The organism is Kineosporia succinea (assembly GCF_030811555.1).
Classification (GTDB): Bacteria; Actinomycetota; Actinomycetes; order Actinomycetales; family Kineosporiaceae; genus Kineosporia; species Kineosporia succinea.
In genome coordinates, this window is record NZ_JAUSQZ010000001.1 from 5,801,230 (window position 1) to 5,824,126 (window position 22,897).

Here is a 22,897-nt window from a genome sequence, read left to right on the forward strand (position 1 = left end):
GCTCGGTGTCGCCGTGCCGGGCGCCGGGAGCGCTGGGACGATACCGGCATGACGACCTCACCGGAGTTCTCACCGCACGGCGACCTGCTGATCGTCGAGGACCTGATGCTGCTCCTGCTCAACGACGAGAAGGGGGTGCCGGCGGGCGAGAGCATGCTGCAGTACACGCTGGGTGGTGCCGTGCTGGTCGAGCTGGCGCTGCTGGAGCGGGTGGCCCAGGAGGAGAAGAAGTCGGTCTTCACCGGGCACCGGGTGATCACGGTGGGCGAGGGGCCGCTGCCCGACCCGCTGCTGCAGGAGGCGTTCGACAAGCTGTCCGACAAGCCCCGCAGCGCGGCGTCGGCCCTGTCGCGGATCGGCAGCGGGCTGAACAAGAAGGTCCCGGCCCGGCTGGTCGAACAGGGACTCGTGCGCCAGGAGAAGAAGCACCTGCTGGGCGTCATCCCGCGCACGGTTCATCCCGCGGTGGACACCACCTACGAGGCCGGGGTCCGTCAGAAGGTGCGGGGCGTCCTCGCCGACGGGCTCACGCCCGACCCGCGCACCGCGTCCGTCATCGCCCTGCTGTCGGCCGGGCAGGTGCTCAAGGCCGCGCTGAAGGACATGGACCCGCCGCTGAAGATGTCCTCGGACATCCGGAAGCGGGCGAAAGAGGTCCAGGAGGGCAACTGGGGCGCGAGCGTGGTCAGCGACGCGGTGCGGGCGGCCATGGCGTCGATCGCGGCGGCGGCCGGGGCGGCGGCGGCCGCGGGAGCGGCTTCGGCAGGCTGACGGCTTCGGCAGGCTGACGGCTTCGGCAGGCTGACGGCTTCGGCAGGCTGACGGCTTCGGCAGGCTGACGGCTTCGGCAGGCTGACGGCTTCGGCAGGCTGACGGCTTCGGCGGGGTGACGGCTTCGGCGGGGTGAGGGTTCGGCGGGGTGAGGGTTGCGCGGGGGGCCGGAAACCCGCGCGACAGGAGGCCTGCGGTACCGGTTGGGTGGGGGGATGACTTCTGCGCTGCGCCACCTCACGATCGACTGCGCCGACGCCTGGGCCCTGGGCGAGTTCTGGCGGCAGGTCACCGGTTACACCGGGGACCCGGCCAACCCCAACGAGCCCGGTGACGACGAGTACCTGATCGTGCCGCCCGCCGGGGGCCTCGGCCTGCTGTTCATCCCGGTGCCCGAGGGCAAGTCCGGGAAGAACCGCCTGCACCTGGACATCGCCCCCGACGACCGCACCCGCGACGAGGAGGTCGAGCGCCTGCTCACCCTGGGCGCCAGTGTGTTCGAGGACCACCGCCGCCCCGACGGCACCGGCTGGGTGACGATGCGCGACCCGGAGGGCAACGAGTTCTGCGTGGAGCGCAGCGCCGCCGAACGGGCCTAGGAAAGGGCCTGGTGTCAGGCGTCGCGGCTCAGACGGAACGCCGAGACCAGGTACAGGACCGCGCCGCCGACCGCGTACCCGGCCAGGCCGGTGAGAGCGATGTCCTCGCGGCCGGCCTGGGCGAGGAACGTGAGCCCGATGACGCTCGACAGGCCGCCGCTGAGGATCATCGGCCACTGCCCACGCAGCCCCCGCCGCGACCGGCCGACCGCCAGGGCCAGCTGGATCACGCCGGTCAGCACGGCCCAGGCCCCGTAGACACGCAGCACCGGGGCCGGTCCGTCGAGGGCCGCGATCGTCACCGCGACGGCGGTGACCGTGCTGATCGCGGCGTTGGTCAGCTGTCCGCGCACGGTGCCCGGGCGCCCGGCGCGGTGCTGGGTGCGGGCGTCGGCCAGCGAGGCGGCCACGTCGAGCACGGGGTAGAGGATCAGCAGGACGACCGCGAGCACGGGCAGGTCGGACGCGGCGTTCAGGGGCCCCGCCGGTGACTGGGCCGACGACAGGGTGGCGGCCAGCAGACCGGCCCACAGCAGGGCCAGAACGGCGCGGGCCAGGTAGAGCCGCCCGGTGAGGGTGGTCTCGGGGGTGATAGGCGTTGCCAGGGCGGACATGTGAGTCCTCTCGAATCGCAGGGGATGGTCGTTCGAGTCTGGGAGCGGGCCGGGCGGGGCGTGTACTTCGAGCGAAGTACTTGTCCCGGGTGCGCGTGCCCGAGGATTGGGGCATGGCAACGCACCTGGACGACGGGCCCCGCGCGCCCTGGTGGATCCGCCGCCCGGAGCTGGTGAACCGGCTGGCCTACGCGGCGGCCGGGCTGGTGTTCGCCGGGCAGGTCGTGGCGCTGGTGGGGCGGGACGCGGACCGGCGGGTCGTGCTGTCGGTGCTGCTGGCCGGGGCGGGCACGGTGCTGTCGTGGTGGAGGCCGTGGGCCGGGCTGGCGGTCACGAGCGCGGCGTCGTTCGCGGTCACGGCCGTCGGCAACGACCCGCTGTCGGTCTGGATGACGGCGGTCCTCGTGCTCTTCTCCGTCGTCTTTCGCGGTCTGCCCGCACCGGCGGCCACGGCGCTCGTGGCGGTGTTCTTCCTCGGGGCGTTCATGACGGTGGGCGGGTTCCGCGGGGGTGCGGTCGTCGGGGCGGCCGCGCTGTTCTCGGCGATCGCCGGGGGAGCCGGCGGAGCCGCCGCCCGCATCCAGGGCGAGCAGTGGTGGATGCTCGCGGAACGCGCGGCCCGGGCCCTGGCCACCCGCGAGGCCGAGGCCACCCGGCGGGTGAGCGAGGAACGCCTGCGTATCGCCCGCGACCTGCACGACGTGATCGGGCACCAGGTGGCGATGCTGAGCATGCACCTCGGGGCCGCCGAGATCGGGCTGCCGGACGATGCCGCGGCCTCCCGCCGGGCGCTGGACTCGGCCCGCTCGAGCGCGCGCACGGTGATCACCGAGACCCAGCGGATCCTGGTGCTGCTGCGTCGCGGCGATGACACCGCCCTGGACGAGACCCGGCGGCCGACACCGTCACTGAGCGGTCTGGGCGGGCTGATCGCGTCGTTCGAGAGCATCGGGCTGAAGGTCGATCCCGACATCGGCGTCCCGGCCGGGCGGGTCGAGCCCGGCGTCGGGGTGACGGTCTTCCGGGTGGTGCAGGAGGCCCTGACGAACGCCCATCGCCACGGTGACGGATCGGTGCGGGTCGTGGTGCGCGAGCACGACCGGCGCCTGCGGGTGAGTGTCGAGAACCGGGCCACGCCGGGTTCGGACACGGGCGGTGGTCTGGGGCTGATCGGGATGCGAGAGCGGGTCGAGTCCTCCAACGGGCAGCTGAGCATCGACCGCGCCGACGGGTGGTTCCGGGTGCGCGCGGAGTTCGTCCCGGCCGGGGAGGTGATCGTGTGACGCGGATCCTGATCGTCGACGACCAGGATGAGGTCCGTGCCGGCATCCGCGCCCTGCTCGCGCTCGACCCGGCCCTGGTCGTGGTCGGTGACCTGTCCGACGGGCTCCAGGTCGTGCCGTTCCTGCGCGAGCACCCGGTCGACCTGGTGCTCATGGACATCCGGATGCCCGGCATCGACGGGGTGGAGGCCACCCGCCGGATCCGGGCCGGGCACGCCGGTGAGCAGGTCCGGATCATCGTGCTGACCACCTTCGACCAGGACGAGAACGTGCTCGCCGCCCTGCGGGCCGGGGCCGACGGGTTCCTGAGCAAGACCGTCAGCCCGGGCGAGCTCGTCGCCGGGATCGCGGAGGTGGTCAACGGCGGCGGTGCCCTGTCCGCGCGGGCGGCCGCCGCGCTGATCGGCCACATGGCGCACAACCCGCCCCCGGCGATCGACCGGGAGCTGCTCGACCGCTTCGCCGTGCTCACGCCCCGGGAGCGGGAGATGAGCATCCTGGTGGCCCGGGGCCTGAGCAACGACGAGATCGCCGCCCAGATGTTCGTGTCCCCGTTCACCGTCAAGACCCACGTGGTGCGCGCGATGACCAAGATCGGGGCCCGCGACCGGGCGCAGCTCGTCTCGTTCGCCTTCCGGGCCGGGCTCGACCGATGAGTTCTCGCCCCGGTCCCGGTCCATGACGACGTAAGCCGACGACCTACCCCCTGGAGCTCACCGTGACCACGCCCTCGCACCCCGGCCGCACCCTGTTCGTGAACCTCCCCGTCGCCGACCTCGGGCGCAGCACGGCGTTCTTCGCGAAGCTGGGCTTCACCTTCAACCCGGCGTTCACCGACGACACGGCCGCCTGCATGCTGATCGGCGAGGGGGCCAGCGTCATGCTGCTCACCCACGAGAAGTTCGCCGAGTTCTCCCCGCTGCCCCGGGCCGACGCCCGCACCCACGCGCTCGCGCTGTACTGCTTCAGCGTGGCCTCCCGCGAGGAGGTCGACTCCGTCACCGACGCCGCGCTCGCGGCGGGTGCCGAGGAGGTCGACAAGATGCAGGACCACGGGTTCATGTGCTCGCGCAGCTTCTTCGACCTGGACGGGCACGGCTGGCAGGTCATGTGGATGGACGCGTCGGCGATCCCCGCCTCGTGAGCGGCGGCCGGGTCACGGGCACCAGTCGGGTCGTGGCTGGTGCCCGGCCCGGGCCCGGCTGAGATTCCAGGCGTACCAGGGGTGCTCGTCGTGCGTGCCCGGCATCGCGCACGCCCGCACGTCGTCGGGCAGGCGGGTCAGGGCGGGCACCGCATCGGCCGAGAGCTGCGACAGGTAGAAGGTGTCGATCTCGCCGGTGTCCTCGTAGCGCTGCACGTTCGCGGAGGCCACCACCGCGTCGGGCCCGGCGAGCGCCACGACGAGCAGGCCCAGGCCGGCCGAGCCCGCCGCGAAGCGGGGCAGCAGCGCGGTGCGCCCAAGGCGCCACGCGGCAGCCACCGCCGCCAGCAGCACCATCACCCACAGCTCGAACGCCCCGGCGCCGAAACGGGCCACGGTCCAGCCGAACTCGTTCATGTAGAGCCACAGCCGCTGCAGGGCCGAGAGTGCCAGCAGCAGCGTGAGGGCGAGCAGGGTGCCGCCGCCGCCCGCGAGGAGCCGGCGGTGGGCCGGGCCCGCGGAGCGTCCGGCCCAGCCGATGAGCAGCAGCACGAGCACGGTCACCGCGATCAGCTGGCCGAAACCCTCACGCGCGCGGGAGGCGTGGCTCGTGGTGGCCGCGCCGAGGTCGACGGCCAGGAACGCCCCGATCGTCGCAGCCACGAGCACCAGCGGGGTGAGCCACTCGGCGGGGTGACGTTCGCGGGGCGGGGCGTCGGGCCGGTTCAGGCGTGAGGACGCCGCGAACCCGAGAGCGAGCACGAAACCGGTTGCGGCGGCGAACAGGACGAGCCGGGCGATCACCTCGTCGGTCGCGGGCACGTCGAGCGTGATCCAGCCGAACACGTGGCCGAGGACGTCGGCGAACGTGGCATCGGCGCTGGCCAGCAGCGCGCCGACGACCACCGTGCAGACCAGTCCCGAGCCCAGCCCGGTCAGCGCCGGCGCCGAGAGCACGGCCGGGCGGCGGCGCGGCCGGCGGCGCCGCGCGGTGGTGGCGGCCCAGGGCAGGGCTCTCGCCAGCGACGCCGGCAGGAGCGGAACGGTCGACAGCAGCGTGCTCCAGCGCCGGGCGCCCAGGGCCGTGGCCGCGCCGAGCATGATCGCGGCCAGAAGACAGCCGACGACGAGCCATTCGCTGGCCCGCACCGCCGCCACGGTGCTGAGCAGCAGCGCGATCACCGTCAGGGCGACGGAGTCGCGGCCGGGCCGGTCGTCGCGGGCGCCGTGGTCCGGCCGGGAGCCGGTGTTGGCGCGAGCACCGGTGTTGGCGCGAGCACCGGTGTTGACGCGAGCACCGGTGTCGGCACGGCCGCGGGCCCGGGCCCGCACCGACAGCACCACGCTCGCCGCGATCACCCAGGCCACCACCGTCACGTTCACGCCGAGGTGCAGCCCGGGCAGCAGCACAGCGGCCACCACCCCGCTCACGACCGCGGCCAGCAGCAACCGCAACCGGGGTGGCGCGGCCGGCGTCCACGTCACCCGCACCGGCCAGAGCAGTTCCGGTTCGCGCGGTGCGGGCGTGGTCGCGAGGGCTCCCGGGGCCACCCCCGCACCGACCGGTTCCCGTTCCCGGGACCCCCAGGACGGCGCGGCTTTCGTCCCCGTCCCCGCGGCGGTCCCCGCCCTCGTCCCCGCGACCGTCCCCGAGGCCGGCACTGCCCCCGCGGACGTCTCGCCGGGCGTCCCCTCCGGCCGGCCGACCGGCGTCCCCGCGGGCGCGGTCGGGCCCTGGGAGGTGGTCGGGCCCTGAGGGGTGGTCGGGCCCTGAGGGGCGGTCGGGCCCTGAGAGGTGGTCGGGCCCTGAGAGGCGGTCGGGCCCTGAGAGGCGGTCGGGCCCTCAGAGGCGGTGGGGCCCTCGGGCGAGGTCGGGCCCTCGGGCGGTGTCAGCTCGCTCATACCCGTGAAGGTAGGAGCCCGGCCCGGAGTGTTCTGTGGTCAGGGTGTGGAGGTTTCGTGAAGATCGCCGCGGGCGGGGATCTCCACCCGGATCCGGCACCCGCCGCCCTCGGCCGGCACCACCGCGATCCGGCCGCCGTGTAGCACGACGGCCCAGCGGGCGATCGCGAGCCCGAGCCCGGTGCCGCCGTCGAGCCGGGTGCCGCCCGGGACAGCGGCGTCCGGGCCGGAGGCGAAGCGCTCGAACACGCTGGTCCAGCGGTCGGGCGGGATGCCCGGCCCGTTGTCGGTCACCTCCAGCACCAGGCTTGAGGACGCGTCGGGCACCTCCGCGGTCAGTGTCACCGCAGGGGCGTCCCCGGCGGGGGAGAGCACCGCGTGCCGGGCCGCGTTGTCGAGCAGGTTCGTGAGCACCTGCGCGAGCCGGTCGGGGTCGGCGTCCACGATGAGCCCGGGCGGAACGTCGACCGTGATCGTGGCACCCGGCCGGGCGGCGCGGATCTCGGCCACCACCGGGTCGACGAGCGCGCGCACGTCCACGCGCCGGCGCTCCAGCCGCTGCGCCCCGCCGTCGGCACTGGCCAGCTGCAGGAAGTGGGTGAGCCGGTCACCCAGCCTCTCGACCTGGGCCAGCACCTCCCCGAGGGCCTGCTCGTCCGGGGTGCGCACCCCGTCCACCAGGTTCTCGACCTGGGCCCGCAACGCCGCGACGGGCGTCCTCAACTCGTGCCCCACGTCCGCCAGCAGTTGCCGTCTCTGCTGGTCGGCCACCGCGAGCTCCGCGGCCATCGCCGTGAACGCCCGCGCCAGCTCACCGACCTCGTCACGGCTGTTGGTCTGCAGGCGGGGGGCGGGCCGGCCGGCCGCGAGTTCCCGCACGGCGGCGGTCATCTGGCGCAGCGGAAGGGTCATGCCGTGCCCGATGATCTGGCTCACGGCGAGCACGATCAGGCTGGCGATGATCATCCCGTAGCGCACCCGCCAGCCCAGGACGTAGTTCGCGTACCAGGTGACCCCGGCCGTCAGCACCAGGTTCAGCGTCACCAGCATCGCGAACTTGAGCTTGATCGAGGGCACCGGGTCGAGGGGACGCCAGCGGTCCCAGAAGCGCACCACCGCGTCCCACGCCCGGGCGGCCCGGCTCACGAGGAGCCCAGGGCGTAGCCGACGCCGTGCACGGTGCGGATCCGGTCGGGCCCGAGCTTACGGCGCAGAGCCTTGACGTGGGTGTCGACGGCGCGGGAGGCGCGGGCCGCGGCGTCGGGCCACTCCCAGACCTCGGCGAGCAGTTCCTCGCGCGGCACGACCTCACCCGGGCGGCGGGCCAGGGTGTGCAGCAGGTCGAACTCGGTGCGGGTCAGGTGCACCTCGTGCCCGGCGAGCTCGACGCGACGGGTGCCCACATCGAGGGTGAGCCCGTGCCCGAGGTCCAGCGGACCGGCCGCGCGCACCCGGCGCCGGGCCAGCTCCTCGGCCCGTTCCACCCGCCGCAGCAGGGCTTTCACCCGGGCGACGAGCTCGCGCGGGCTGAACGGCTTGGTCAGGTAGTCGTCCGCGCCGACGCCGAGCCCGATGATCCGGTCGGCCTCGTCGGCGCGGGCGGTCAGCATGAGCACCGGCACGGGACGCACGGCCTGCACCCGCCGGCAGACCTCGAGCCCGTCCAGGCCGGGCAGCATGACGTCGAGCACGAGCAGGTCGGTCTGCTCGCCGAACGCGTTCACGGCGGCGTGCCCGTCGTGCGCCACGTCGACGGCGTACCCCTCCTTCTGGAGGCGGCGCGCCACCGCGTCCGCGATCACCAGATCGTCTTCCACCACGAGAACCCGTTGCACGAGAACGAAGTTACGCCAATCACGGCACCGCGGGCCTCCACCGGCGTCATCCGGCCGACATAATCCGGCGCATGGTTTCTTCCGGGCAGATCACCCGCCGCGTCCTGCTGGCCGGGGCCGCGGGCGTCGCGCTGTCCGGCGCCGCGGTCGGTGGTTCCCTGGCCGGCGTGCTGCCCGGGCGTGCGCACCTGCGCCGCACGCTGGACATCGGGCAGGTGGTGGCCGGGGCCCCGGAGGCGGGCGGCGACGAACCCACCTACGCCACGTTCGCGTCGAGGGCCCGCGGCACCGACGTGACCTGGGGCTGGGTGACACCGCCGGACCTCGACCCGGACGGCCTGCCGGTGGTGCTGTCGCTGCACGGGCGGGGCGACGACGCGCACTCGTCGTTCGAGGCCCTGGGCCTGCACCAGTTCCTGGCCCAGCACGTGCGTGACGGTGGTGCCCCGTTCGGGGTCGTGTCGGTCGACGGCGGCGAGACCTACTGGCATCCCAGGGCTTCCGGCGATGATCCGATGGCGATGATCGAGGACGAGCTGCTCGCCCGGGTGGGTGCCCTCGGCTTCTCGACGGCGCGGGTGGGCGTGCTCGGCTACTCGATGGGTGGTCTCGGGGCGCTGCTGCTGGCCCGCGAGGCCTCGCACGGGCGGTTCGGGGCCGCCGGGCAGGTCGTGGCGGCGGCCGCGTCGAGCCCGGCCCTGTTCGCGAGCGCGGGAGCGACGTCGGCCGGGTCGTTCGACGACGCCGGGGACTTCGGGCGTTACGGGGCGCTGTCACGGGAACCGGGTGTGGCCGAGGGGTTTCCGCTGAGTGTGTCGTGCGGCGTGGACGACCCGTTCCGCGCGGAGACGGAACGCTACCGGGGCGCGTGTGTTCCGATGCCGGAGGGCTCGATCGGTGACGGCGCGCACACGATGGACTACTGGCGCAGCCAGATCCCGGCCCAGTTCCGTTTCCTGGCCGGGCATCTGGCGGCCTGAGCCGGGCATCTGGCGGCCTGACCGGCTGCGCTCAGTCGAGCGGTGACACCCGGATCAGGTTGCCGTCCGGGTCGGCGATCACGAAGGTGCGGCCGAACACGTCGTCGAAGGGTTCCTCGACCACGGTGACGCCCTTGGCGCTCCACTCGGCGAAGATCCGGTCAACGGCCGACCCCGACCCCGGCACCATGAGCCCGACCTCGGACGTGCGCGGGACCTGCGGGGTGACCTGCTCGGCACGTCCGCTCCAGAGGGCGAACAACACGCCGGGGGCGACCTCGAACGGCACGTAGCGCGGCGTCAGCATGGCCGGCTCCAGGTCGAAGAGGTCACGGTAGAAGGCGGTGGCCCTCTCGACGTCGGTGACGTAGACGAGGAACAGGTTCGGCTTCACGATCGGTTCTCCTTCTCATCGGCTGTCCCCCGCAGCCTGCCGCGCGAACATGACACGTCCCGTCAGGTAATGCGGGCACTTCCGTCCCGGTGCGGGAGCCGGCTGCGGCGCGACCCGGACGAAGGAGACCGACGCACCGCCACGTCCGCCATTGACCTCAGAAACCGCCCAGCCGCTGGTAGGCGACCAGGAACGTGGCCGCGAACACGGCCGTGAGGCCCAGGGCCAGCGTGATCGAGACCGAGTCGTGCAGCCGCCTGAGCACCGTCCAGCCCACCAGACCTGCACCGCCCAGACCGACGATGCTCCAGTAGACCGGGCTGGTGCTGTCGGCGATCACGGTCAGGCCGTAGAGCGCCTCGCCGATCCCGATGCCCGACAGCACGGCGGTGGCCAGGGCCGCGCGCAGGCCCTGCTCGCGCAGCCACGCGGTGGCTAGGCCGACGACCGGGCCGGCGACGACACCGACCAGGCCGAAGAGGGTCGGGTCGTAGGTGTGACCGCGCAGCCCGGAGGCCATCGTGTAGCCGAGCGTGAGGAGCACGAAGCTGACGGCGCCGAGCACCATGGCCGCCGGGGGACGCGCCCGCACCGACCAGAGCAGGGCGACGGTGACGATGGTCCAGCCGCTGGCGGAGTTGGCCACCGGACCGATGGCCTCGGGCAGGAAGCCCTGGGCGTAGGCGGTGAACCCCCCGATCAGGAAACTCAGGGCCGTGACCTCGGCCACGGCGCCGAACCGGTGCTGACGGGGCACACCGGGGGTTTCACGGAAGCGGTCGGGGGCGGAGCCGGGCGCGGTCAGGTCGGTCATGGTGTCCATGGTGGACGCGCAGGGTGACGGGACGCGTCGGTCTCAGGTACCAGGCGCGTCATCCCGGGGGATGATCCGCGCTCGCGGTGCGTTCCGGGACGGGAAGGGTCTGAGGGCCTGGCAAGATGTCCCGGTGTCCGAACTCGTTTTCTTTTCCGGGACGATGGACTGCGGCAAATCGACCGTAGCCCTGCAGACCGATCACAACCATCGCATCCGTGGCCGCCGGGGTCTGCTGTTCTCCCGGTTCGACCGCTCCGGCGAAGCCGTGATCTCGAGCCGTATCGGTCTGTCCCGTCCCGCGATCGAGGTCCACGACGACACCGACCTCCTGGCCTTCGTCTCCGGCCGTATCGCCGCCGGTGAGACGGTGGACTACCTGGTCTGCGACGAGGTGCACTTCTACACCCCGGCCCACGTCGAGCAGCTGGCCCGCCTGGTCGACGACCACGACATCGACGTGTTCGCCTTCGGCCTGCTGTCCGACTTCCGCACCCGCCTGTTCCCCTCGTCGGCGCGCTTCATCGAGCTGGCCGACCGCATCGCCGGCTCCCAGGCCGAGGCCCTGTGCTGGTGCGGCGCCCGCGCCACCCACAACGCCCGCACCCTCGACGGCGTCATGGTGGTGGCGGGGGAGCAGGTCGTCGTCGGCGACGTGGCCTCGGGCGCGACCGGCGCCGTGGCCTACGAGGTGCTCTGCCGGCGGCACCACATGCGCCGCGAGACGGCGGCCACGGCGGTCGATCTGCGCGGCGGTGAGCTGCAGACGGTTCCGATCGCGTGAGTGGAGGTTTAGGGTCGAGGCGACATCTCTACCTAGGAGGATGGAAATGTTGCCAGGCCCGGGGGAGCAGGCCGAAACTTCCGACAACCTGGACGGGGGCGCCGAGCAGCCCACGAATCCAGCGTCGCGTCTTCACGACTTCCTGACGCGTGCTGTCAAGAAAACCGAGAGTCTCAGCCGTGACGAGTGGCTCACGAAGCAGGGCATTGATCCGACTGATCAGTCGGCCATCAGAGAGTTTGCTTTGCAAGTGATTGCGACAACCAATGAGGTTCGGACAAGTATTGATCTCTTGCCCCCGTCGGGTATTCAGAGCCTCCTGGGGCGGCACCTCACTCAGGTCGACGAATACATTACTCGAGTTGCGTTTGCCGTGAACCGCCGTATACCCCATGAACAAGTGTCTACCGAGGTGCTGTTCTCTCTAGAGTTGTGCTCCGCATTATTCAGTGAGCACGGCATTGTCGATGAGAAGCTTGAGTCGGGAACCACCGATCGCCTCCTCAAGCTGATTCACACCTTGATTGAGGAAGTCAAGGGAGATACGTCGATTCCGGCTGCGGGTCGCTTGTACCTCTTGGAACGCCTGCAAGAGGTAGAAAGAGCTCTGCTGCGCATCGACCTACTAGGTGTTACATTCGTTCAGTCGACGGTGGACCGACTCATTGGCGGGGCAATTGCATACCCGGAGATTCGCAAGAAGTCCTTCTTGGAAAGATTGGCCAATCTCTGGCACGGCGTTCACAGCAATGCGGGTGGAGTGCAGGAGATTTCGGCAGCTGCCAGCTCGGTGATTGATCTTGCGCATTCCATCACGGGTCCTACCCGATAGAATTCTTGCTCGCCGCTGTGCGGGGGGCGATTCCTAGAAGGTGACTCGTGGGAGTTTGCTGAAAGAATCACACCGTGGAGCTCGGGCTTTTGAGTCAGACTGGCGTCGCCCCGCCCTGATTCGCGTGCCGGTCGGTCAGGTGACGCCGCATCAGCATCGCCGCCAGCTCGGCGTCGCCCTCGACCGTGGCCCGGATGATCGCGGCGTGCTCGTCCCACGAGGGGCCCACCGCCGCGCTCATGCCGCCCACCAGGTGATGTGCCTGGTTGCGCACCGCCCGCAGGGTCTCGGTCAGGAAGTGCGAACCGGCGCCCTCGGCCAGGAGCTCGTGGAACTGCTCGTTCAGCGCCGACAGGGCCGCGCGGTCGTCGGTCTCGGCCGCTGACCGGCCCCTCTCCAGCGAGTCACGCAGCGCCTGCATCACCGTGGGGTCGTTGCGTTCCACGGTCTTGTTCACCGCGATCACCTCGAGCGCCATGCGGATCTCGCGCACGGTCGCGAGCTCGTTGCTGTCGAGCTCGGCCACCCGCACGCCCCGCCGCGGGATCGACACCAGGAGGCCCTCGGCCTCGAGCCGGCGGAAGGCCTCGCGCACCGGCAGCCGGGACACGCCCAGCCGCTGCGAGATGCTCAGCTCGCTCAGGCGCTCGCCGGGCCCGACCTCGCCGCTGAGGATGAGGCGGCGCAACTCGTCCACCGTCTCGTCGCGGAGCGAACGGTGACGCGAGCCGATCGTGTTCATCGTGGAGACCGTCCTGGCTACTGGATACCGCAGACGAGGCACGCGCCCGGATCGCGGGCACCCTCGCTGATCATCAGCCGGTCGTCAGCTGATCTTCACAGCGTGCCCGACGGCAAAGCCGGGTTCAAGCCGGGTGACGGGCATTTACGTCACAGCGCCGATCGAAACGTGACGTTCACGGGGCGGGACTGACGTGGAAATCATTCTGGATACAAAATCCTGCATGACCATCACCTACTCGCACACCCCCGCCCCGACGGCGGGCGTCGTCAGCGTCCAGCAGATCGACCACATCGTTCTGCGGGTCAAGGATCCCGAGGCCTCGGTGCGCTGGTACGTCGAGAAGTTCGGCTTCCTGGTGCACCGCCTGGAGGAGTTCCGGGCCGGCACGGTGCCCTTCCCGTCGGTCGAGGTGTGCCCCGGCCAGATCCTCGACCTGGACGCCCGCGCCGAGGCCACCGGCAAGAACGTCAGCCACTTCTGCATCGTGATCGAACCGACCGACCTGGTCGCGCTCAAGGAGTCCGGCGTGTTCGAGACCATCGGCGGCCCGTTCCGCCGCTGGGGTGCGCTGGGGCCCGCCGACCTGGTCTACGTCGACGACCCCGACGGCAACACCATCGAACTGCGCCACTACGGCCCCTCGCAGGTCGAGCCGCAGGCGTGAGAACCCTCCTCGCCCGTCGCTCGGTGGCCACCGGCACCCTCGGTGCCGTGGCCGCCGGGTCCCGTGTCGCCGCCGGCATCGGCCTGTCCGCCCTGCTCGAGGGGGGCAACGCCTTCGACGCCGTGGTGGCCGCCGGTCTCGCCGAAACCGTCGCCCTGCCGTCGAAGTGCGGCCTGGCCGGTGACGTCGTCGCGATCTACACGAGGGCCGGTGACAGCACGCCCACGTCACTGATCGCCCTCGGCGGGGCGGCTGCGGGCCTGCACGACGCGGCCGCCGCGCGGGGCTGGGACGTCCCGGCGACGGGCGGGCTGTCGGTCGGGATCCCGGGCGCACCGGCCGGTTACGACCGGCTCGGTGATCTGGGACGCCTCGGCCGCCCCCGCCTCACGGCTCCGGCCCGGGCGCTGGCCTCCCGGGGCATCGTGTGGTCACCCCTGAGCGCGTTACTGGCGCACGAGGCTCGTGACCTGCTCGCCGAACACCAGCCCGGCGGTAGCGTTTTCGCCCCGGCAACCGGCCCGATCGAGCCGGGTGCCGTCGTCCCCCTGCCCGGTATGGCCCGTCTGCTCGATGAATTCGCCGAGCGGGGAGCACAACTGAACGGGGGACGCGTCGGTGAGGCCATCGTGCGCCGCGTCACCGCCGCGGGTGGTTGCCTCACCCTCGAAGACCTCACCACGGTCACCGTCGACGAGGCCCCGGCCCACCGCGTCGACACCGCCCACGGCCCGCTGTGGGCCACGAACGCCCCGACCTACGGACGGGCCCTGACCGAGGTCTTCGCCGACGGCGAGGCGTCGCCGGCCGGCCCCGACCGGGTGAGAGAGGTGCTGGCGCGGCAGGCCCGAGGTGCCCTGGCGCTCGCCGGGGAAGGAACCTCGACCGTCGCCGCCGTCGACCGGGAGGGCAACGCCGTCGTGGTGGTGCATTCCAACTCGTTCCCGCAGTTCGGCAGCGGCCTGGTGGTGGAGGACTACGATCTCGTGCTGAACAACCGGGCCGGCCGGGGCTTCGCCTTCGAGCCGGGCCATCCCAACGCCCCCGTCGCCGGACGCCGCCCCCTCACCACCCTGCACGCCTGGGCCACCCGCCACACCGGGGGCTGGGTGCTCGGCGCCACCCCGGGCGGCGAGCAGCAGGTGCCCTGGAACGTGGCGCTGCTGAACGGTCTGCTCCCCACCGACCGCACCGAGAACGACCTGGGACAGGCCCTGGTCACGCCGCGCTGGCAGATCGGCCCCGACGGCACCGCGCGCACGGAGGGCACCGAACTCCCGGCCTTCGGCGCCCGCAGCTCCCACGTGCTCGTGCGCACGGGCACCGACCGGGCCACCGCCGCCGCGGACCCCCGCTGGGACGGCGCGGCGGTGTCCGCATGACCGGGACGCCGGCCGCGGCCGTGAGCACCCCGGAAACCTCCCGGCCCGGGCGCCGGACCGTCGTGACGGTGGCCGGCACCGGCAGCATCGGCCGCACGGTCGCCGAGGCCGTCACCCGCGGCGACCTCCCGGGCTGCACCCTGCTGACCGTGATCGACTCGTCCACCCCGAAAGACGAGGTGCGGCAGGCGGTCGCCGCGTCCGACGTCCTGGTCGAGGCCACCACCGTCGAGGCCGCCCGCCACCTCGTCCCCACCGCCCTCGCCCTGGGCACCGACGTGGTCGTCTGCTCCTGCGGCATCCTCGCCGAACCCGGCGCGCTGACCCTCCCCGACCCCGACCGGGACGCCGTCCCGAACCCGCCCGCGTCCACCGGCACCGCCGCGCCGTCCCGGCCCCGCCAGGGTCGCGTCCTGCTCCCCGCCGGCGCCATCGGCGGCTTCGACGTCCTCGCCGCCGCGGCCCGCGCCGGGCTCGGCCGGGCGCACGTCCGCCACACCACCACCAAGAGGCCGGCCGCGCTGGGCGTCGACCACGACGTCCTCCATCCGCTCGAGGTGTTCCGCGGCACCGCCCGCGAAGCGGCCCGCCGCTACCCCCGGACCTCCAACTCCTCGGTCGCCCTGGCCCTGGCCACCACCGGGCTCGACGAGGTCGAGGTCGTCGTCATCGCCGACCCCGCCGCGACCGTGACCCGGCACGAGGTGGTGTGCACGTCGTCCCTCGGCACCTACCGCCTCGCGTTCGAGAACGCCGTCGACCCGGCCTCCGGCGGGCGCACCTCGGCCATCACCGCCTGGTCGGTCGTCGATCTCCTGGCCGGCCTGCACCGCGGTGTCGGGCCCGGCGTCGTCGTGCTGGACGGTGTCTCGTGAACGTTCCCGAGGCGCCCGCCGAGATCCTCGATCTCTACCGCGACCTGCACGCCCACCCCGAACTGTCCGGCCGCGAACACCGCACCCAGGCCACGGTTCGCGCCGCCCTCGAACCGACCGCGGCCCGGATCCGCGACTGCGGCGGCACCGGTCTCGAAGCCGTGCTGCGCAACGGCGAGGGCCCCACCGTCGCCTTCCGCGCCGACCTCGACGCCCTGCCCCTGCACGAGAACACCGGCCTGCCCTACGCCAGTACCGTCCCCGGGGTCATGCACGCCTGCGGCCACGACGTGCACACCGCCGCCCTCACCGGTGCGATGCGGTGGCTCGACCGGCACCGTGACACCTGGCGGGGCACCCTCGTCGGCGTCTTCCAGCCCGCCGAGGAGACCGGCGCGGGCGCCCTCGCCATGCTCGACGACGGCCTGTTCGAGGCCACCGGCAAGCCCGACGTCATGCTCGGCCAGCACGTCACGTCGGCCCCGCTGGGCCGTCTGCTGGTGCGGCCCGGCTGGTTCCTGTCGGCCCAGCGCTCGTGGCGGATCACCGTGACCGGCACCGGCGGGCACGCCAGCCGCCCGCACCTGGCCCGGGACCCGCTGGTCACCGCCGTCGCCATGGTCTCCCGCCTGCAGAGCGTGGTCTCGCGGGAGATCGACCCGTTCCGGATGGCCGTGCTGACCGTCGCCACCTTCCATGCCGGCACCAAGGAGAACGTGATTCCCGCCGAGGCCGTCTTCACCGTCTCCGCGCGTGCCTACGAACCGGAGGTCGCCGAGCACCTGCGCACCGCGATGCTGCGGATCGTGCACGGTGAGGCCGCCGCCGGGGGAGTGGACGCGCGGGTCGAGGAGATCTCGCACCTGCCCGCGGTGTGGAACGACCCGGCCGAGAACGCCCGGGCCGCGAGGGCCCTGGCCGCCGTGTTCGGGGACGCGGCGGCCAGGGCCCCCGGCCGATCCGCTGCCCGCCAGCGACGACTTCAGCCGTTACGCCGAGCGCCTGGGCGTCCCCGGGGTGATCTGGAACTTCGGGGTGCACGACCCGGCCCGGCGCGACGCGCCCCGCAACCACGACGCCCGTTTCGCCCCGCATCCCACCGGAGCGGTCGCCGTGGGCCTGGCGGGGGCGCTGGCGGTGCTCCGGGAACGGCTGAGGGTCACCTGGGATACAGAATCCCCTCCGGATTCCTGAGAGATCCGTGCGCCACGTCGAAAACCTCGACAACGAAACACCATTGAAACGAGACCGTCCGGCCCGTGAAAAGTGCGCTGGATACAACATTCACAGATCGGCCCCCGGATGAGGACAGGACGCACATCGTGACCGCTGAACCCATCACCAGCACACCGAGCGCGGAACCCGAGACCGACCGCGTCCGCCTCCAGGACGTCTGCATCGTCCACGGGCGCGGCCGCGACGCGGTGGTCGCCGTCGAGGGCGTCGACCTGACCGTGCGTCCCCGCGAGATCGTCTCCATCGTGGGGCATTCCGGCTGCGGCAAGTCCACCCTGCTGCGGGCCCTGGCCGGGCTCCTGCCGCACGCCTCGGTGCAGGGCGGCCTTTCGATCCTGGGCCGCACCCCGGAGGAGGCCCGCCGGTCGGGACTTCTCAGCATGGTCTTCCAGGACGCGGTGCTCGCCCCCTGGCGCACGGTCGAGGGCAACATCCGGCTGCCGCTGCAGGTCGCCCGGGGCCGCACCCGTAAGCCCGCCAAGACGGTCAGCGAGCAGCTCGAGGTGGTCGGGCTCGGCGGCTACGAGAAGCGCTACCCCAAGCAGCTGTCCGGCGGTCAGCGGCAGCGGGTCTCGCTGGCCCGGGCCCTGATGATGGAACCGCGCGTGCTGCTCATGGACGAGCCGTTCGGCGCGCTCGACGAGATCACCCGCGACGAGATGCACACCGAGCTGCTGCGCATCTGGGGCACGACCGACGCGTCCATCGTGGTGGTCACGCACTCGATCCCGGAGGCGGTGTTCCTGTCCGACCGGATCGTGGTGATGGCCGCCCACCCGGGCCGGATCGCCGACGTCATCGACGTCGACTTCCCCCGTCCCCGCGGCAACGACCTCAAGGACACCCCCGAGTTCGCCCGTATCGCCCACCGGATCCGCGCCGCCCTGGAGGAGAACCGATGACGACCACCGAGGCCGGTACCGACGTCAAGCAGCCGGTTCGCGCCGTCATCCCGCCCGAGAGCCGCGCCGGCGTCCTGCTCAAGAGCTTCCGCGCCACCCGGGCCTGGCTGGCCCTGACCGTCGCCGTGCTGCTGTGGGAAGGGCTGGTGCGGGCGCTCGACACCCCGAAGTACGTGCTGCCCGCGCCCACCGCCATGATCGAGCAGTTCACCGAGCACCACGAGCTGTTCCTGAACGGTCTGTGGGCCACCACCCGCATGTCGCTGTACGGGCTGGCCGCCGCGATCGTCATCGGCGTGGTGCTGGGGGTGGCGATGGGCCGCAGCGCCCTGTTCGAGGAGCTGGCCTTCCCGTTCCTCAACATCATCCGGGTCATGCCCACCGTCGCGATCGCCCCGCTGCTCATCATCTGGTTCGGCCGCGGGGGCGTGCCGATCGTGATCTGCTCGTGCCTGATCGCGGTGTTCCCGATCATCGTCGATGTCGCCCACGGCCTCACCTCGGTCGACGAGGATCTGGTCAACATGATGAAACTGGCCAACGCCAGCGAGCTCTCGATCCTGCTGCGGGTGCGTATCCCGAACGCCCTGCCCTACCTGTTCTCCTCGTTCCGGGTCGCCGCCCCCGGCGCCGTCGTCGGGGCCCTGCTCGGCGAGTACATCGGCTCCCGCGAGGGTCTCGGCTACCTCATCACCGTCTACAGCGCCCAGCTCAACACCGCTGCCGTGTTCGTGCTGGCGCTGCTGTCCTGTCTGGTCGGCCTGGTCTTCTTCAACGTCTGCGTCTGGCTCGAGAAGATCCTCGTGCCCTGGAAGACCGTCGTGCGCTGACCGCGCCCCCCTGAATCTGCCCGTCCGGTACCCCTGCCCCGGAAGTACCGGACGGGAAACAACGTCACCCCGTCGGAAGGTCACACCGTCATGCGTACCCGAGCCTTTGCCGTCTTAGGTCTCAGCACCGCCCTCGCCCTGTCCGCCTGCGGTTCCGGCTCCGAGGGAGCCGTCGAGAGCGGCGGCCTCACCCCCGTCAACATGGCCTTCGAGTGGACGTGCGAGGGCACCTGGGCGCCCGTGTACTCCGGTATCGAGCAGGGCATCTTCGAGAAGAACGGGGTCGAGCTGAGTTACGACCGCGGCCAGGGCGGCTCGGACACCGTGCCGCTCGTGGCCACCGGTGAGTTCGACGTCGCCGAGCTGTCCGCCCCGCCGGTGATCATCGGTGCCGGCGAGGAACTCCCGCTCACCGTGATCGGCGCCGCGTCCACGGTCGGCCCGGTCACCATCCTGGCCAAGGAGGGCATCACCGAGCCGAAGGACCTGGAGGGTCACTCGCTGGCGGTGCAGACCGACCAGTTCGAGGGCGGCGTGTGGGACGCGTTCGTCAAGGCCACCGGCATCGACGAGAGCAAGGTCGACGTCATCCCCTCCGACGACGCGACCACCACCGAGTTCCTCGGCGGCAAGATCGACGCGATGGTGATCTTCTACAACACCGCCTCGACCAAGGAGATCCTCGACACGCTGCCCGATCTCGAGGTGATCCCGATGCAGAAGTATGTGCCGACCTACGGGCACACCATCGTGGCGAACAACCAGTGGCTGGGCGAGAACAAGACCGCGGCCAAGGGTTTCATGACGGCGTTCGCGGAGTCGACCAAGTGGGTCGTCGACAACCAGGCCGAGGCGCTGAAGACGCTGCAGGCCAAGTGCGCCGAGGTCGACCCGGAGGCCCTGGAGTTCAGCCTCGACGCGTACGTGGCGAACTGGAAGGAGTCCACCGGCGGCTACGGCAGCTTCACCGAGCAGGGCCTCACCGACACCCAGAAGGTGCTGGTGGACGCGGGTCTGGCCACGCAGGTGCCGGTCACGGACTTCAGCTCCCAGGACTACCAGCCGGATTCGCCGGTCCTGCCCTGATCTTCGAGTCTGTGAAGGAGTGACATGAGTAAACGACCGCTGAGCCGGCAGGCCCTGGAAGCGGCCCGCCGCGTGCTCGCCGACGTCGAGGGCTGTACCGATCCGGTGGCCACCGCGCGGCTGCTGCCGCCGGAGGTGTACACCGGGCAGGACTTCTGGGAGTTCGAGAAGGAGGCGATCTTCGGGCGGGAGTGGCTGTGCATCGGCCACGTCAACGAGATCCCCGAACCGGGTGACCAGCTGCCGCTGACCGTGCTCGACGAGCCGATCGTGATGCTGCGTGACCAGGCCGGTGACGTGCGCGTGATGTCGGCCGTGTGCCAGCACCGTGGCCAGCCGCTGTTCGGCGGCCTGGCCGGGGAGGGACGCGACATGGCCTCACCCTGCCTCAACGGCAAGGTGATGAAATGCCCCTACCACAACTGGACGTTCGACCTCGAGGGCCGGCTCGCCGCCGCCCCCTCGATGACCGAGACGGTGCCGGTGAACCGGCTGCGCGAGACCATCCGCCTGCCCCAGATCCGGCACGAGATCTTCCACGGCATGGTCCTCATCAACTTCGACGACAACGCCGAGCCCCTGGGCCTGGGGGTCAGCCGGATCGACGAGGAGCTGTCCACGTTCGGCCTCGACGAGCTGGTGCCGATGCCCGCGTTCGTGTTCGAGAACCAGCAGTGGAACTGGAAGATCCACCACGACAACGCCCTTGAGCCGTACCACACCAGTTACGTGCACCGGGGCGTTCACGAGGCGGCCCCGGCCAAGAACGCGCGGTTCTACCCGTTCGAGCCCGGCGACAACCAGGTCATGCACCCGACCTACCTGGTCGACGAGAACGCGGGCCTGGCCTCGACGGACGGCAAGCGGACCACCGCGATCATCCCGGGCCTGACCGACGAGCAGCGCAGGCGGGTCATGTTCGCGTCCATCCCGCCGATGCTGTTCTCCATCCTGCAACCGACGTTCGTTCAGCTGGCCTTCATCTACCCCAAGGGACCGGGCGCTTTCGACCTGCGCCGGGTGAACCTCTACCCGAAGTCGGCGGTGGAGGAGCCCGGATTCCACGAGGCCTACGAGAAGTTCATGGAACGCAAGGCTCTCGCGATCCACCAGGACGCCGTCACCACCGCGGCCCTGCAGCAGGGGCTGGGCTCGCGGTACGCGCCCCGGGGTCCGCTGTCGTGGATGGAGTCGAACATCCCGCAGCTCAACCAGTGGCTGATCGAGCGTTACCGGAAGGCGGTCACCGTCGATGTCTGAGATCGATGCCCTGATGGCCCGTCTCGACCTGCTCGAGTCCCGTGAGGCCTGCCTGGGCCTGATGACGAGTTACATGGCCGCCACCGACGCCGAGACCGGCAAGGGGGAGAAGGTCGCGGCCCTGTTCACCGACGACGGCCAGTGGGAGTCCATCGGCCCGAACGGCAATCCGGGCTGGGCCGCCCAGGGGCACGCGGCCTTGATCACGAAGTTCGACCGCAACGTCGAGCGGATGCCGTTCTCGGCGCACTTCGTCACCAACGCGGCCGTCGAGGTCACCGGCGACACGGCCACCGGGCAGTTCATGTACTTCCAGGCCTGCACCTACCGTGGAGACCAGCCGCTGTGGATCGCGGGCAAGTACTTCAACGACTTCCGCCGGGTCGAGGGCCGCTGGCTGCTGTCGTACATGCGTGTGCACAACTTCTTCACCACCCCGTTCGATCAGGGATGGGTGAAGGTCCCCCACATGAAAACGCCTTAGGAGCACTGCTGTGAAGACCTACCGCCACCAGGTGCTGCGCAACCTGAAGTTCGGCACCCTGCCCACGTTCATGGCGGCCCAGCGCACCAAGAACGAGCTGCTCGTCGCGGCCGGCCTGACCCCGTACGCGGTGTACGCGCCGGCCTTCGGGGGCCTGCACCACATGGTGCTCGAGGCGTCGTTCGAGTCGATGGCCGCGTTCGAGGCCGAGCACCTGGCCACCAAGAAGATCGAGGGCATGGCCGCTCTCAACGCCGAGCAGCTGGAGTGCACGATCCCGGGCACCGCGCTCGACCAGCTGCAGCGGCTGGGCCTGCCGGCGTGATCGAGGACCTGCTCGAGGAGGACGAGCACGAGCACGACGAGGAGTACGACCGGCACAGTGTTCCCGGCCGTACGAGCGGTGCCACCCTCACCGAGCAGGGCTGGTACTCCTGGCACGCCCCGTACGACGACCTGGAGTCGGAGCAGACCGACCGGCTCGGGGCGGTCCAGGACCAGCTGGTCGCCTTTCTCGACGGTGCCCGGCCGGGGGAGCTGCGGGCGCTGAGCGTCTGCTCGGGCCAGTCCCGCGACCTGCTGCCGATTCTCATCGCGCACCCGCGCGGGGCGCAGGTGCGGGCCACGATGCTCGAGCTCGATCCGCTCAACGCCTCGTTCCTGCACGGTGCCCTCGGTTCCACCCGCCTCTCGACGGTGGACGTGGTGGTCGCCGACGCGGGGACCACCGACTCCTACGAGGGTAGGGTTCCGGCGGACCTGCTCCTGCTCTGCGGTGTCCTGGCGAATGTCGCCCCGGCCGACGCATTCACGCTCCTCGACGCCCTGCCCATGCTCTGCGCGGCCGGGGCGACGGTGGTGTGGAGCACGTACGGTGCCTCGCTGGAGGATGCCGACGCGGTGATCGAGCACCTGGAAGGTGGCTCGTTCGAACGTCTCTCGGTGCTCCGGGAGCCCGGCTACGTCGTCGGGGCCCACCGCTTCACCGGCGAACCCGGCCCGCTGGAACCGGGCCGCCGGCTGTTCAGCTTCCGCTGATCAGTGCTCCCGCTGCCATCGGCGGGTGATGGTCATGCGGGTGATGCGCCAGCCGTCGGCGGTGCGCACGGCGATCGACGAGGAGCGCAGACCGGCGGACGTGTGCGGGGGTTCGCCGTCACGGTAGAAGTACACGAGCTGGTTGGCGGTGGCCTCGGCCCGGTCGCCGTCGACCCGGACCTGGATGTCGCCGTGCACGTGCTGGGTGCGGACGTCGGCCGGGGAGGTCGCGGACAGGCGGGTGATCACGGTCTCGAGGCCGTGCAGGTCGCCGCGGGGTGAATGTACCTCCACGGACGGGTGATACACGGTGCCGGCGTCCTCGAAGCGGCGTTCGTCGAGCAGGTCGGACAGACGCGCGAACAGGTCGCCGACGTCGAGCCGGTCCTGGAGGGCCTGGGTCATGAGCGACTCCTCGCATCGAGTGTTGGTGCGACCAACAT

At 71.4% G+C, this 22,897-nt stretch carries 27 protein-coding genes; 19 read left to right on the forward strand and 8 right to left on the reverse strand.

The window, feature by feature from the left end:
- Positions 1-48: 48 nt before the first annotated feature.
- Together J2S57_RS25160 and J2S57_RS25165 are read left to right on the forward strand one after the other, a co-directional pair.
- The gene (locus tag J2S57_RS25160; RefSeq protein ID WP_307247295.1) at positions 49-771 is read left to right on the forward strand and encodes a GOLPH3/VPS74 family protein; all 723 of its coding nucleotides are present in this window, start codon (positions 49-51) and stop codon (positions 769-771) included.
- Between the two features lie 215 nt (positions 772-986).
- A complete protein-coding gene (locus tag J2S57_RS25165; protein WP_307247297.1) occupies positions 987-1,370 on the forward strand; it encodes a VOC family protein in 384 nt (127 codons plus the stop codon).
- 14 nt (positions 1,371-1,384) lie between these two features.
- Here the strand turns inward: J2S57_RS25165 and J2S57_RS25170 are convergent, their stop codons facing one another.
- Positions 1,385-1,984 carry a hypothetical protein gene (locus J2S57_RS25170; protein WP_307247299.1) on the reverse strand — a complete coding sequence of 200 codons (600 nt, stop codon included), beginning with the start codon at positions 1,982-1,984 and terminating at the stop codon, positions 1,385-1,387.
- A gap of 113 nt (positions 1,985-2,097) precedes the next feature.
- Here J2S57_RS25170 and J2S57_RS25175 point away from each other — a divergent pair, with 113 nt between their 5' ends.
- From J2S57_RS25175 to J2S57_RS25185, 3 genes are all read left to right on the forward strand, one after another.
- Positions 2,098-3,267, forward strand: a complete 1,170-nt coding sequence (locus J2S57_RS25175; protein ID WP_307247301.1) for a sensor histidine kinase — start codon at positions 2,098-2,100, stop codon at positions 3,265-3,267.
- Complete coding sequence (locus tag J2S57_RS25180) at positions 3,264-3,923, forward strand: response regulator transcription factor (protein WP_307247303.1); 660 nt, start codon at positions 3,264-3,266, stop codon at positions 3,921-3,923. The genes J2S57_RS25175 and J2S57_RS25180 overlap by 4 nt, the downstream gene beginning before the upstream one ends.
- A gap of 62 nt (positions 3,924-3,985) precedes the next feature.
- Positions 3,986-4,411, forward strand: a complete 426-nt coding sequence (locus J2S57_RS25185) for a VOC family protein (protein ID WP_307247305.1) — start codon at positions 3,986-3,988, stop codon at positions 4,409-4,411.
- Between the two features lie 12 nt (positions 4,412-4,423).
- Here the strand turns inward: J2S57_RS25185 and J2S57_RS25190 are convergent, their stop codons facing one another.
- The 3 genes from J2S57_RS25190 to J2S57_RS25200 are packed head-to-tail and all read right to left on the reverse strand — an operon-like array spanning position 4,424 to position 8,148.
- Entirely contained in the window at positions 4,424-6,313 is a 1,890-nt protein-coding gene (locus J2S57_RS25190; RefSeq protein ID WP_307247307.1) for a DUF4153 domain-containing protein, read from the reverse strand.
- 39 nt (positions 6,314-6,352) lie between these two features.
- Positions 6,353-7,459, reverse strand: coding sequence for a HAMP domain-containing sensor histidine kinase (locus J2S57_RS25195; protein ID WP_307247309.1), 1,107 nt, complete (start codon positions 7,457-7,459; stop codon positions 6,353-6,355).
- Positions 7,456-8,148: a response regulator transcription factor gene (locus J2S57_RS25200; RefSeq protein WP_307247311.1), complete on the reverse strand. Its 693-nt coding sequence runs from the start codon at positions 8,146-8,148 to the stop codon at positions 7,456-7,458. Before J2S57_RS25200 ends, J2S57_RS25195 begins: the two co-directional genes overlap by 4 nt.
- A gap of 71 nt (positions 8,149-8,219) precedes the next feature.
- Here J2S57_RS25200 and J2S57_RS25205 point away from each other — a divergent pair, with 71 nt between their 5' ends.
- Positions 8,220-9,128, forward strand: a complete 909-nt coding sequence (locus tag J2S57_RS25205) for an alpha/beta hydrolase-fold protein (RefSeq protein ID WP_307247313.1) — start codon at positions 8,220-8,222, stop codon at positions 9,126-9,128.
- 31 nt (positions 9,129-9,159) lie between these two features.
- Here the strand turns inward: J2S57_RS25205 and J2S57_RS25210 are convergent, their stop codons facing one another.
- A complete protein-coding gene (locus J2S57_RS25210) occupies positions 9,160-9,525 on the reverse strand; it encodes a VOC family protein (protein ID WP_370882707.1) in 366 nt (121 codons plus the stop codon).
- 154 nt (positions 9,526-9,679) lie between these two features.
- Positions 9,680-10,336, reverse strand: a complete 657-nt coding sequence (locus J2S57_RS25215; RefSeq protein WP_307247317.1) for a DUF6518 family protein — start codon at positions 10,334-10,336, stop codon at positions 9,680-9,682.
- Positions 10,337-10,469: 133 nt separating this feature from the next.
- Between J2S57_RS25215 and J2S57_RS25220 the strand changes: the two genes are divergently transcribed.
- Both J2S57_RS25220 and J2S57_RS25225 read left to right on the forward strand, forming a co-directional pair.
- A complete protein-coding gene (locus J2S57_RS25220) occupies positions 10,470-11,120 on the forward strand; it encodes a thymidine kinase (protein ID WP_307247319.1) in 651 nt (216 codons plus the stop codon).
- Between the two features lie 40 nt (positions 11,121-11,160).
- Positions 11,161-11,952, forward strand: a complete 792-nt coding sequence (locus J2S57_RS25225) for a hypothetical protein (protein WP_307247322.1) — start codon at positions 11,161-11,163, stop codon at positions 11,950-11,952.
- 94 nt (positions 11,953-12,046) lie between these two features.
- On the opposite strand, the gene J2S57_RS25230 is transcribed toward J2S57_RS25225, so the two are convergent.
- Positions 12,047-12,694 carry a GntR family transcriptional regulator gene (locus J2S57_RS25230; RefSeq protein WP_307247324.1) on the reverse strand — a complete coding sequence of 216 codons (648 nt, stop codon included), beginning with the start codon at positions 12,692-12,694 and terminating at the stop codon, positions 12,047-12,049.
- A gap of 223 nt (positions 12,695-12,917) precedes the next feature.
- Here J2S57_RS25230 and J2S57_RS25235 point away from each other — a divergent pair, with 223 nt between their 5' ends.
- The 11 genes from J2S57_RS25235 to J2S57_RS25285 all read left to right on the forward strand — a co-directional run bounded on the left by J2S57_RS25235 (position 12,918) and on the right by J2S57_RS25285 (position 22,454).
- Entirely contained in the window at positions 12,918-13,361 is a 444-nt protein-coding gene (locus J2S57_RS25235) for a VOC family protein (RefSeq protein WP_307247326.1), read from the forward strand.
- Positions 13,358-14,743: a gamma-glutamyltransferase gene (locus J2S57_RS25240; RefSeq protein ID WP_307247328.1), complete on the forward strand. Its 1,386-nt coding sequence runs from the start codon at positions 13,358-13,360 to the stop codon at positions 14,741-14,743. The genes J2S57_RS25235 and J2S57_RS25240 overlap by 4 nt, the downstream gene beginning before the upstream one ends.
- Positions 14,740-15,618: an aspartate dehydrogenase domain-containing protein gene (locus J2S57_RS25245; protein WP_307247330.1), complete on the forward strand. Its 879-nt coding sequence runs from the start codon at positions 14,740-14,742 to the stop codon at positions 15,616-15,618. The genes J2S57_RS25240 and J2S57_RS25245 overlap by 4 nt, the downstream gene beginning before the upstream one ends.
- Positions 15,615-16,859 (forward strand): M20 metallopeptidase family protein, encoded by a 1,245-nt coding sequence (locus tag J2S57_RS25250; protein WP_307247332.1) that lies wholly within the window; start codon positions 15,615-15,617, stop codon positions 16,857-16,859. Before J2S57_RS25245 ends, J2S57_RS25250 begins: the two co-directional genes overlap by 4 nt.
- 81 nt (positions 16,860-16,940) lie before the next feature.
- Positions 16,941-17,756, forward strand: coding sequence for an ABC transporter ATP-binding protein (locus J2S57_RS25255; protein WP_307247334.1), 816 nt, complete (start codon positions 16,941-16,943; stop codon positions 17,754-17,756).
- Positions 17,753-18,586, forward strand: coding sequence for an ABC transporter permease (locus J2S57_RS25260; RefSeq protein WP_307247336.1), 834 nt, complete (start codon positions 17,753-17,755; stop codon positions 18,584-18,586). The genes J2S57_RS25255 and J2S57_RS25260 overlap by 4 nt, the downstream gene beginning before the upstream one ends.
- A 90-nt stretch (positions 18,587-18,676) precedes the next feature.
- The gene (locus J2S57_RS25265) at positions 18,677-19,672 is read left to right on the forward strand and encodes an ABC transporter substrate-binding protein (RefSeq protein ID WP_307247338.1); all 996 of its coding nucleotides are present in this window, start codon (positions 18,677-18,679) and stop codon (positions 19,670-19,672) included.
- Positions 19,673-19,696: 24 nt separating this feature from the next.
- The gene (locus tag J2S57_RS25270) at positions 19,697-20,932 is read left to right on the forward strand and encodes an aromatic ring-hydroxylating oxygenase subunit alpha (RefSeq protein ID WP_307247340.1); all 1,236 of its coding nucleotides are present in this window, start codon (positions 19,697-19,699) and stop codon (positions 20,930-20,932) included.
- The gene (locus J2S57_RS25275; protein WP_307247342.1) at positions 20,925-21,416 is read left to right on the forward strand and encodes a nuclear transport factor 2 family protein; all 492 of its coding nucleotides are present in this window, start codon (positions 20,925-20,927) and stop codon (positions 21,414-21,416) included. Before J2S57_RS25270 ends, J2S57_RS25275 begins: the two co-directional genes overlap by 8 nt.
- A gap of 10 nt (positions 21,417-21,426) precedes the next feature.
- On the forward strand, positions 21,427-21,741 hold the full coding sequence (locus J2S57_RS25280; RefSeq protein WP_307247344.1) for a hypothetical protein: 315 nt from the start codon (positions 21,427-21,429) through the stop codon (positions 21,739-21,741).
- Positions 21,738-22,454: a hypothetical protein gene (locus tag J2S57_RS25285; RefSeq protein ID WP_307247345.1), complete on the forward strand. Its 717-nt coding sequence runs from the start codon at positions 21,738-21,740 to the stop codon at positions 22,452-22,454. Before J2S57_RS25280 ends, J2S57_RS25285 begins: the two co-directional genes overlap by 4 nt.
- Here the strand turns inward: J2S57_RS25285 and J2S57_RS25290 are convergent, their stop codons facing one another.
- A complete protein-coding gene (locus J2S57_RS25290) occupies positions 22,455-22,859 on the reverse strand; it encodes a nuclear transport factor 2 family protein (RefSeq protein ID WP_307247347.1) in 405 nt (134 codons plus the stop codon).
- Positions 22,860-22,897 lie beyond the last annotated feature (38 nt).

Coding starts and splice junctions, on each gene's coding strand:
- J2S57_RS25230 (WP_307247324.1), bottom strand. CDS start 12,694: ATGAACACGATCGGCTCGCGTCACCGTTCGCTCCGCGACGAGACGGTG.
- J2S57_RS25175 (WP_307247301.1), top strand. CDS start 2,098: ATGGCAACGCACCTGGACGACGGGCCCCGCGCGCCCTGGTGGATCCGC.
- J2S57_RS25270 (WP_307247340.1), top strand. CDS start 19,697: ATGAGTAAACGACCGCTGAGCCGGCAGGCCCTGGAAGCGGCCCGCCGC.
- J2S57_RS25170 (WP_307247299.1), bottom strand. CDS start 1,984: ATGTCCGCCCTGGCAACGCCTATCACCCCCGAGACCACCCTCACCGGG.
- J2S57_RS25275 (WP_307247342.1), top strand. CDS start 20,925: ATGTCTGAGATCGATGCCCTGATGGCCCGTCTCGACCTGCTCGAGTCC.
- J2S57_RS25165 (WP_307247297.1), top strand. CDS start 987: ATGACTTCTGCGCTGCGCCACCTCACGATCGACTGCGCCGACGCCTGG.
- J2S57_RS25160 (WP_307247295.1), top strand. CDS start 49: ATGACGACCTCACCGGAGTTCTCACCGCACGGCGACCTGCTGATCGTC.
- J2S57_RS25290 (WP_307247347.1), bottom strand. CDS start 22,859: ATGACCCAGGCCCTCCAGGACCGGCTCGACGTCGGCGACCTGTTCGCG.
- J2S57_RS25260 (WP_307247336.1), top strand. CDS start 17,753: ATGACGACCACCGAGGCCGGTACCGACGTCAAGCAGCCGGTTCGCGCC.
- J2S57_RS25215 (WP_307247317.1), bottom strand. CDS start 10,336: ATGACCGACCTGACCGCGCCCGGCTCCGCCCCCGACCGCTTCCGTGAA.
- J2S57_RS25235 (WP_307247326.1), top strand. CDS start 12,918: ATGACCATCACCTACTCGCACACCCCCGCCCCGACGGCGGGCGTCGTC.
- J2S57_RS25245 (WP_307247330.1), top strand. CDS start 14,740: ATGACCGGGACGCCGGCCGCGGCCGTGAGCACCCCGGAAACCTCCCGG.
- J2S57_RS25265 (WP_307247338.1), top strand. CDS start 18,677: ATGCGTACCCGAGCCTTTGCCGTCTTAGGTCTCAGCACCGCCCTCGCC.
- J2S57_RS25205 (WP_307247313.1), top strand. CDS start 8,220: ATGGTTTCTTCCGGGCAGATCACCCGCCGCGTCCTGCTGGCCGGGGCC.
- J2S57_RS25225 (WP_307247322.1), top strand. CDS start 11,161: ATGGAAATGTTGCCAGGCCCGGGGGAGCAGGCCGAAACTTCCGACAAC.
- J2S57_RS25190 (WP_307247307.1), bottom strand. CDS start 6,313: ATGAGCGAGCTGACACCGCCCGAGGGCCCGACCTCGCCCGAGGGCCCC.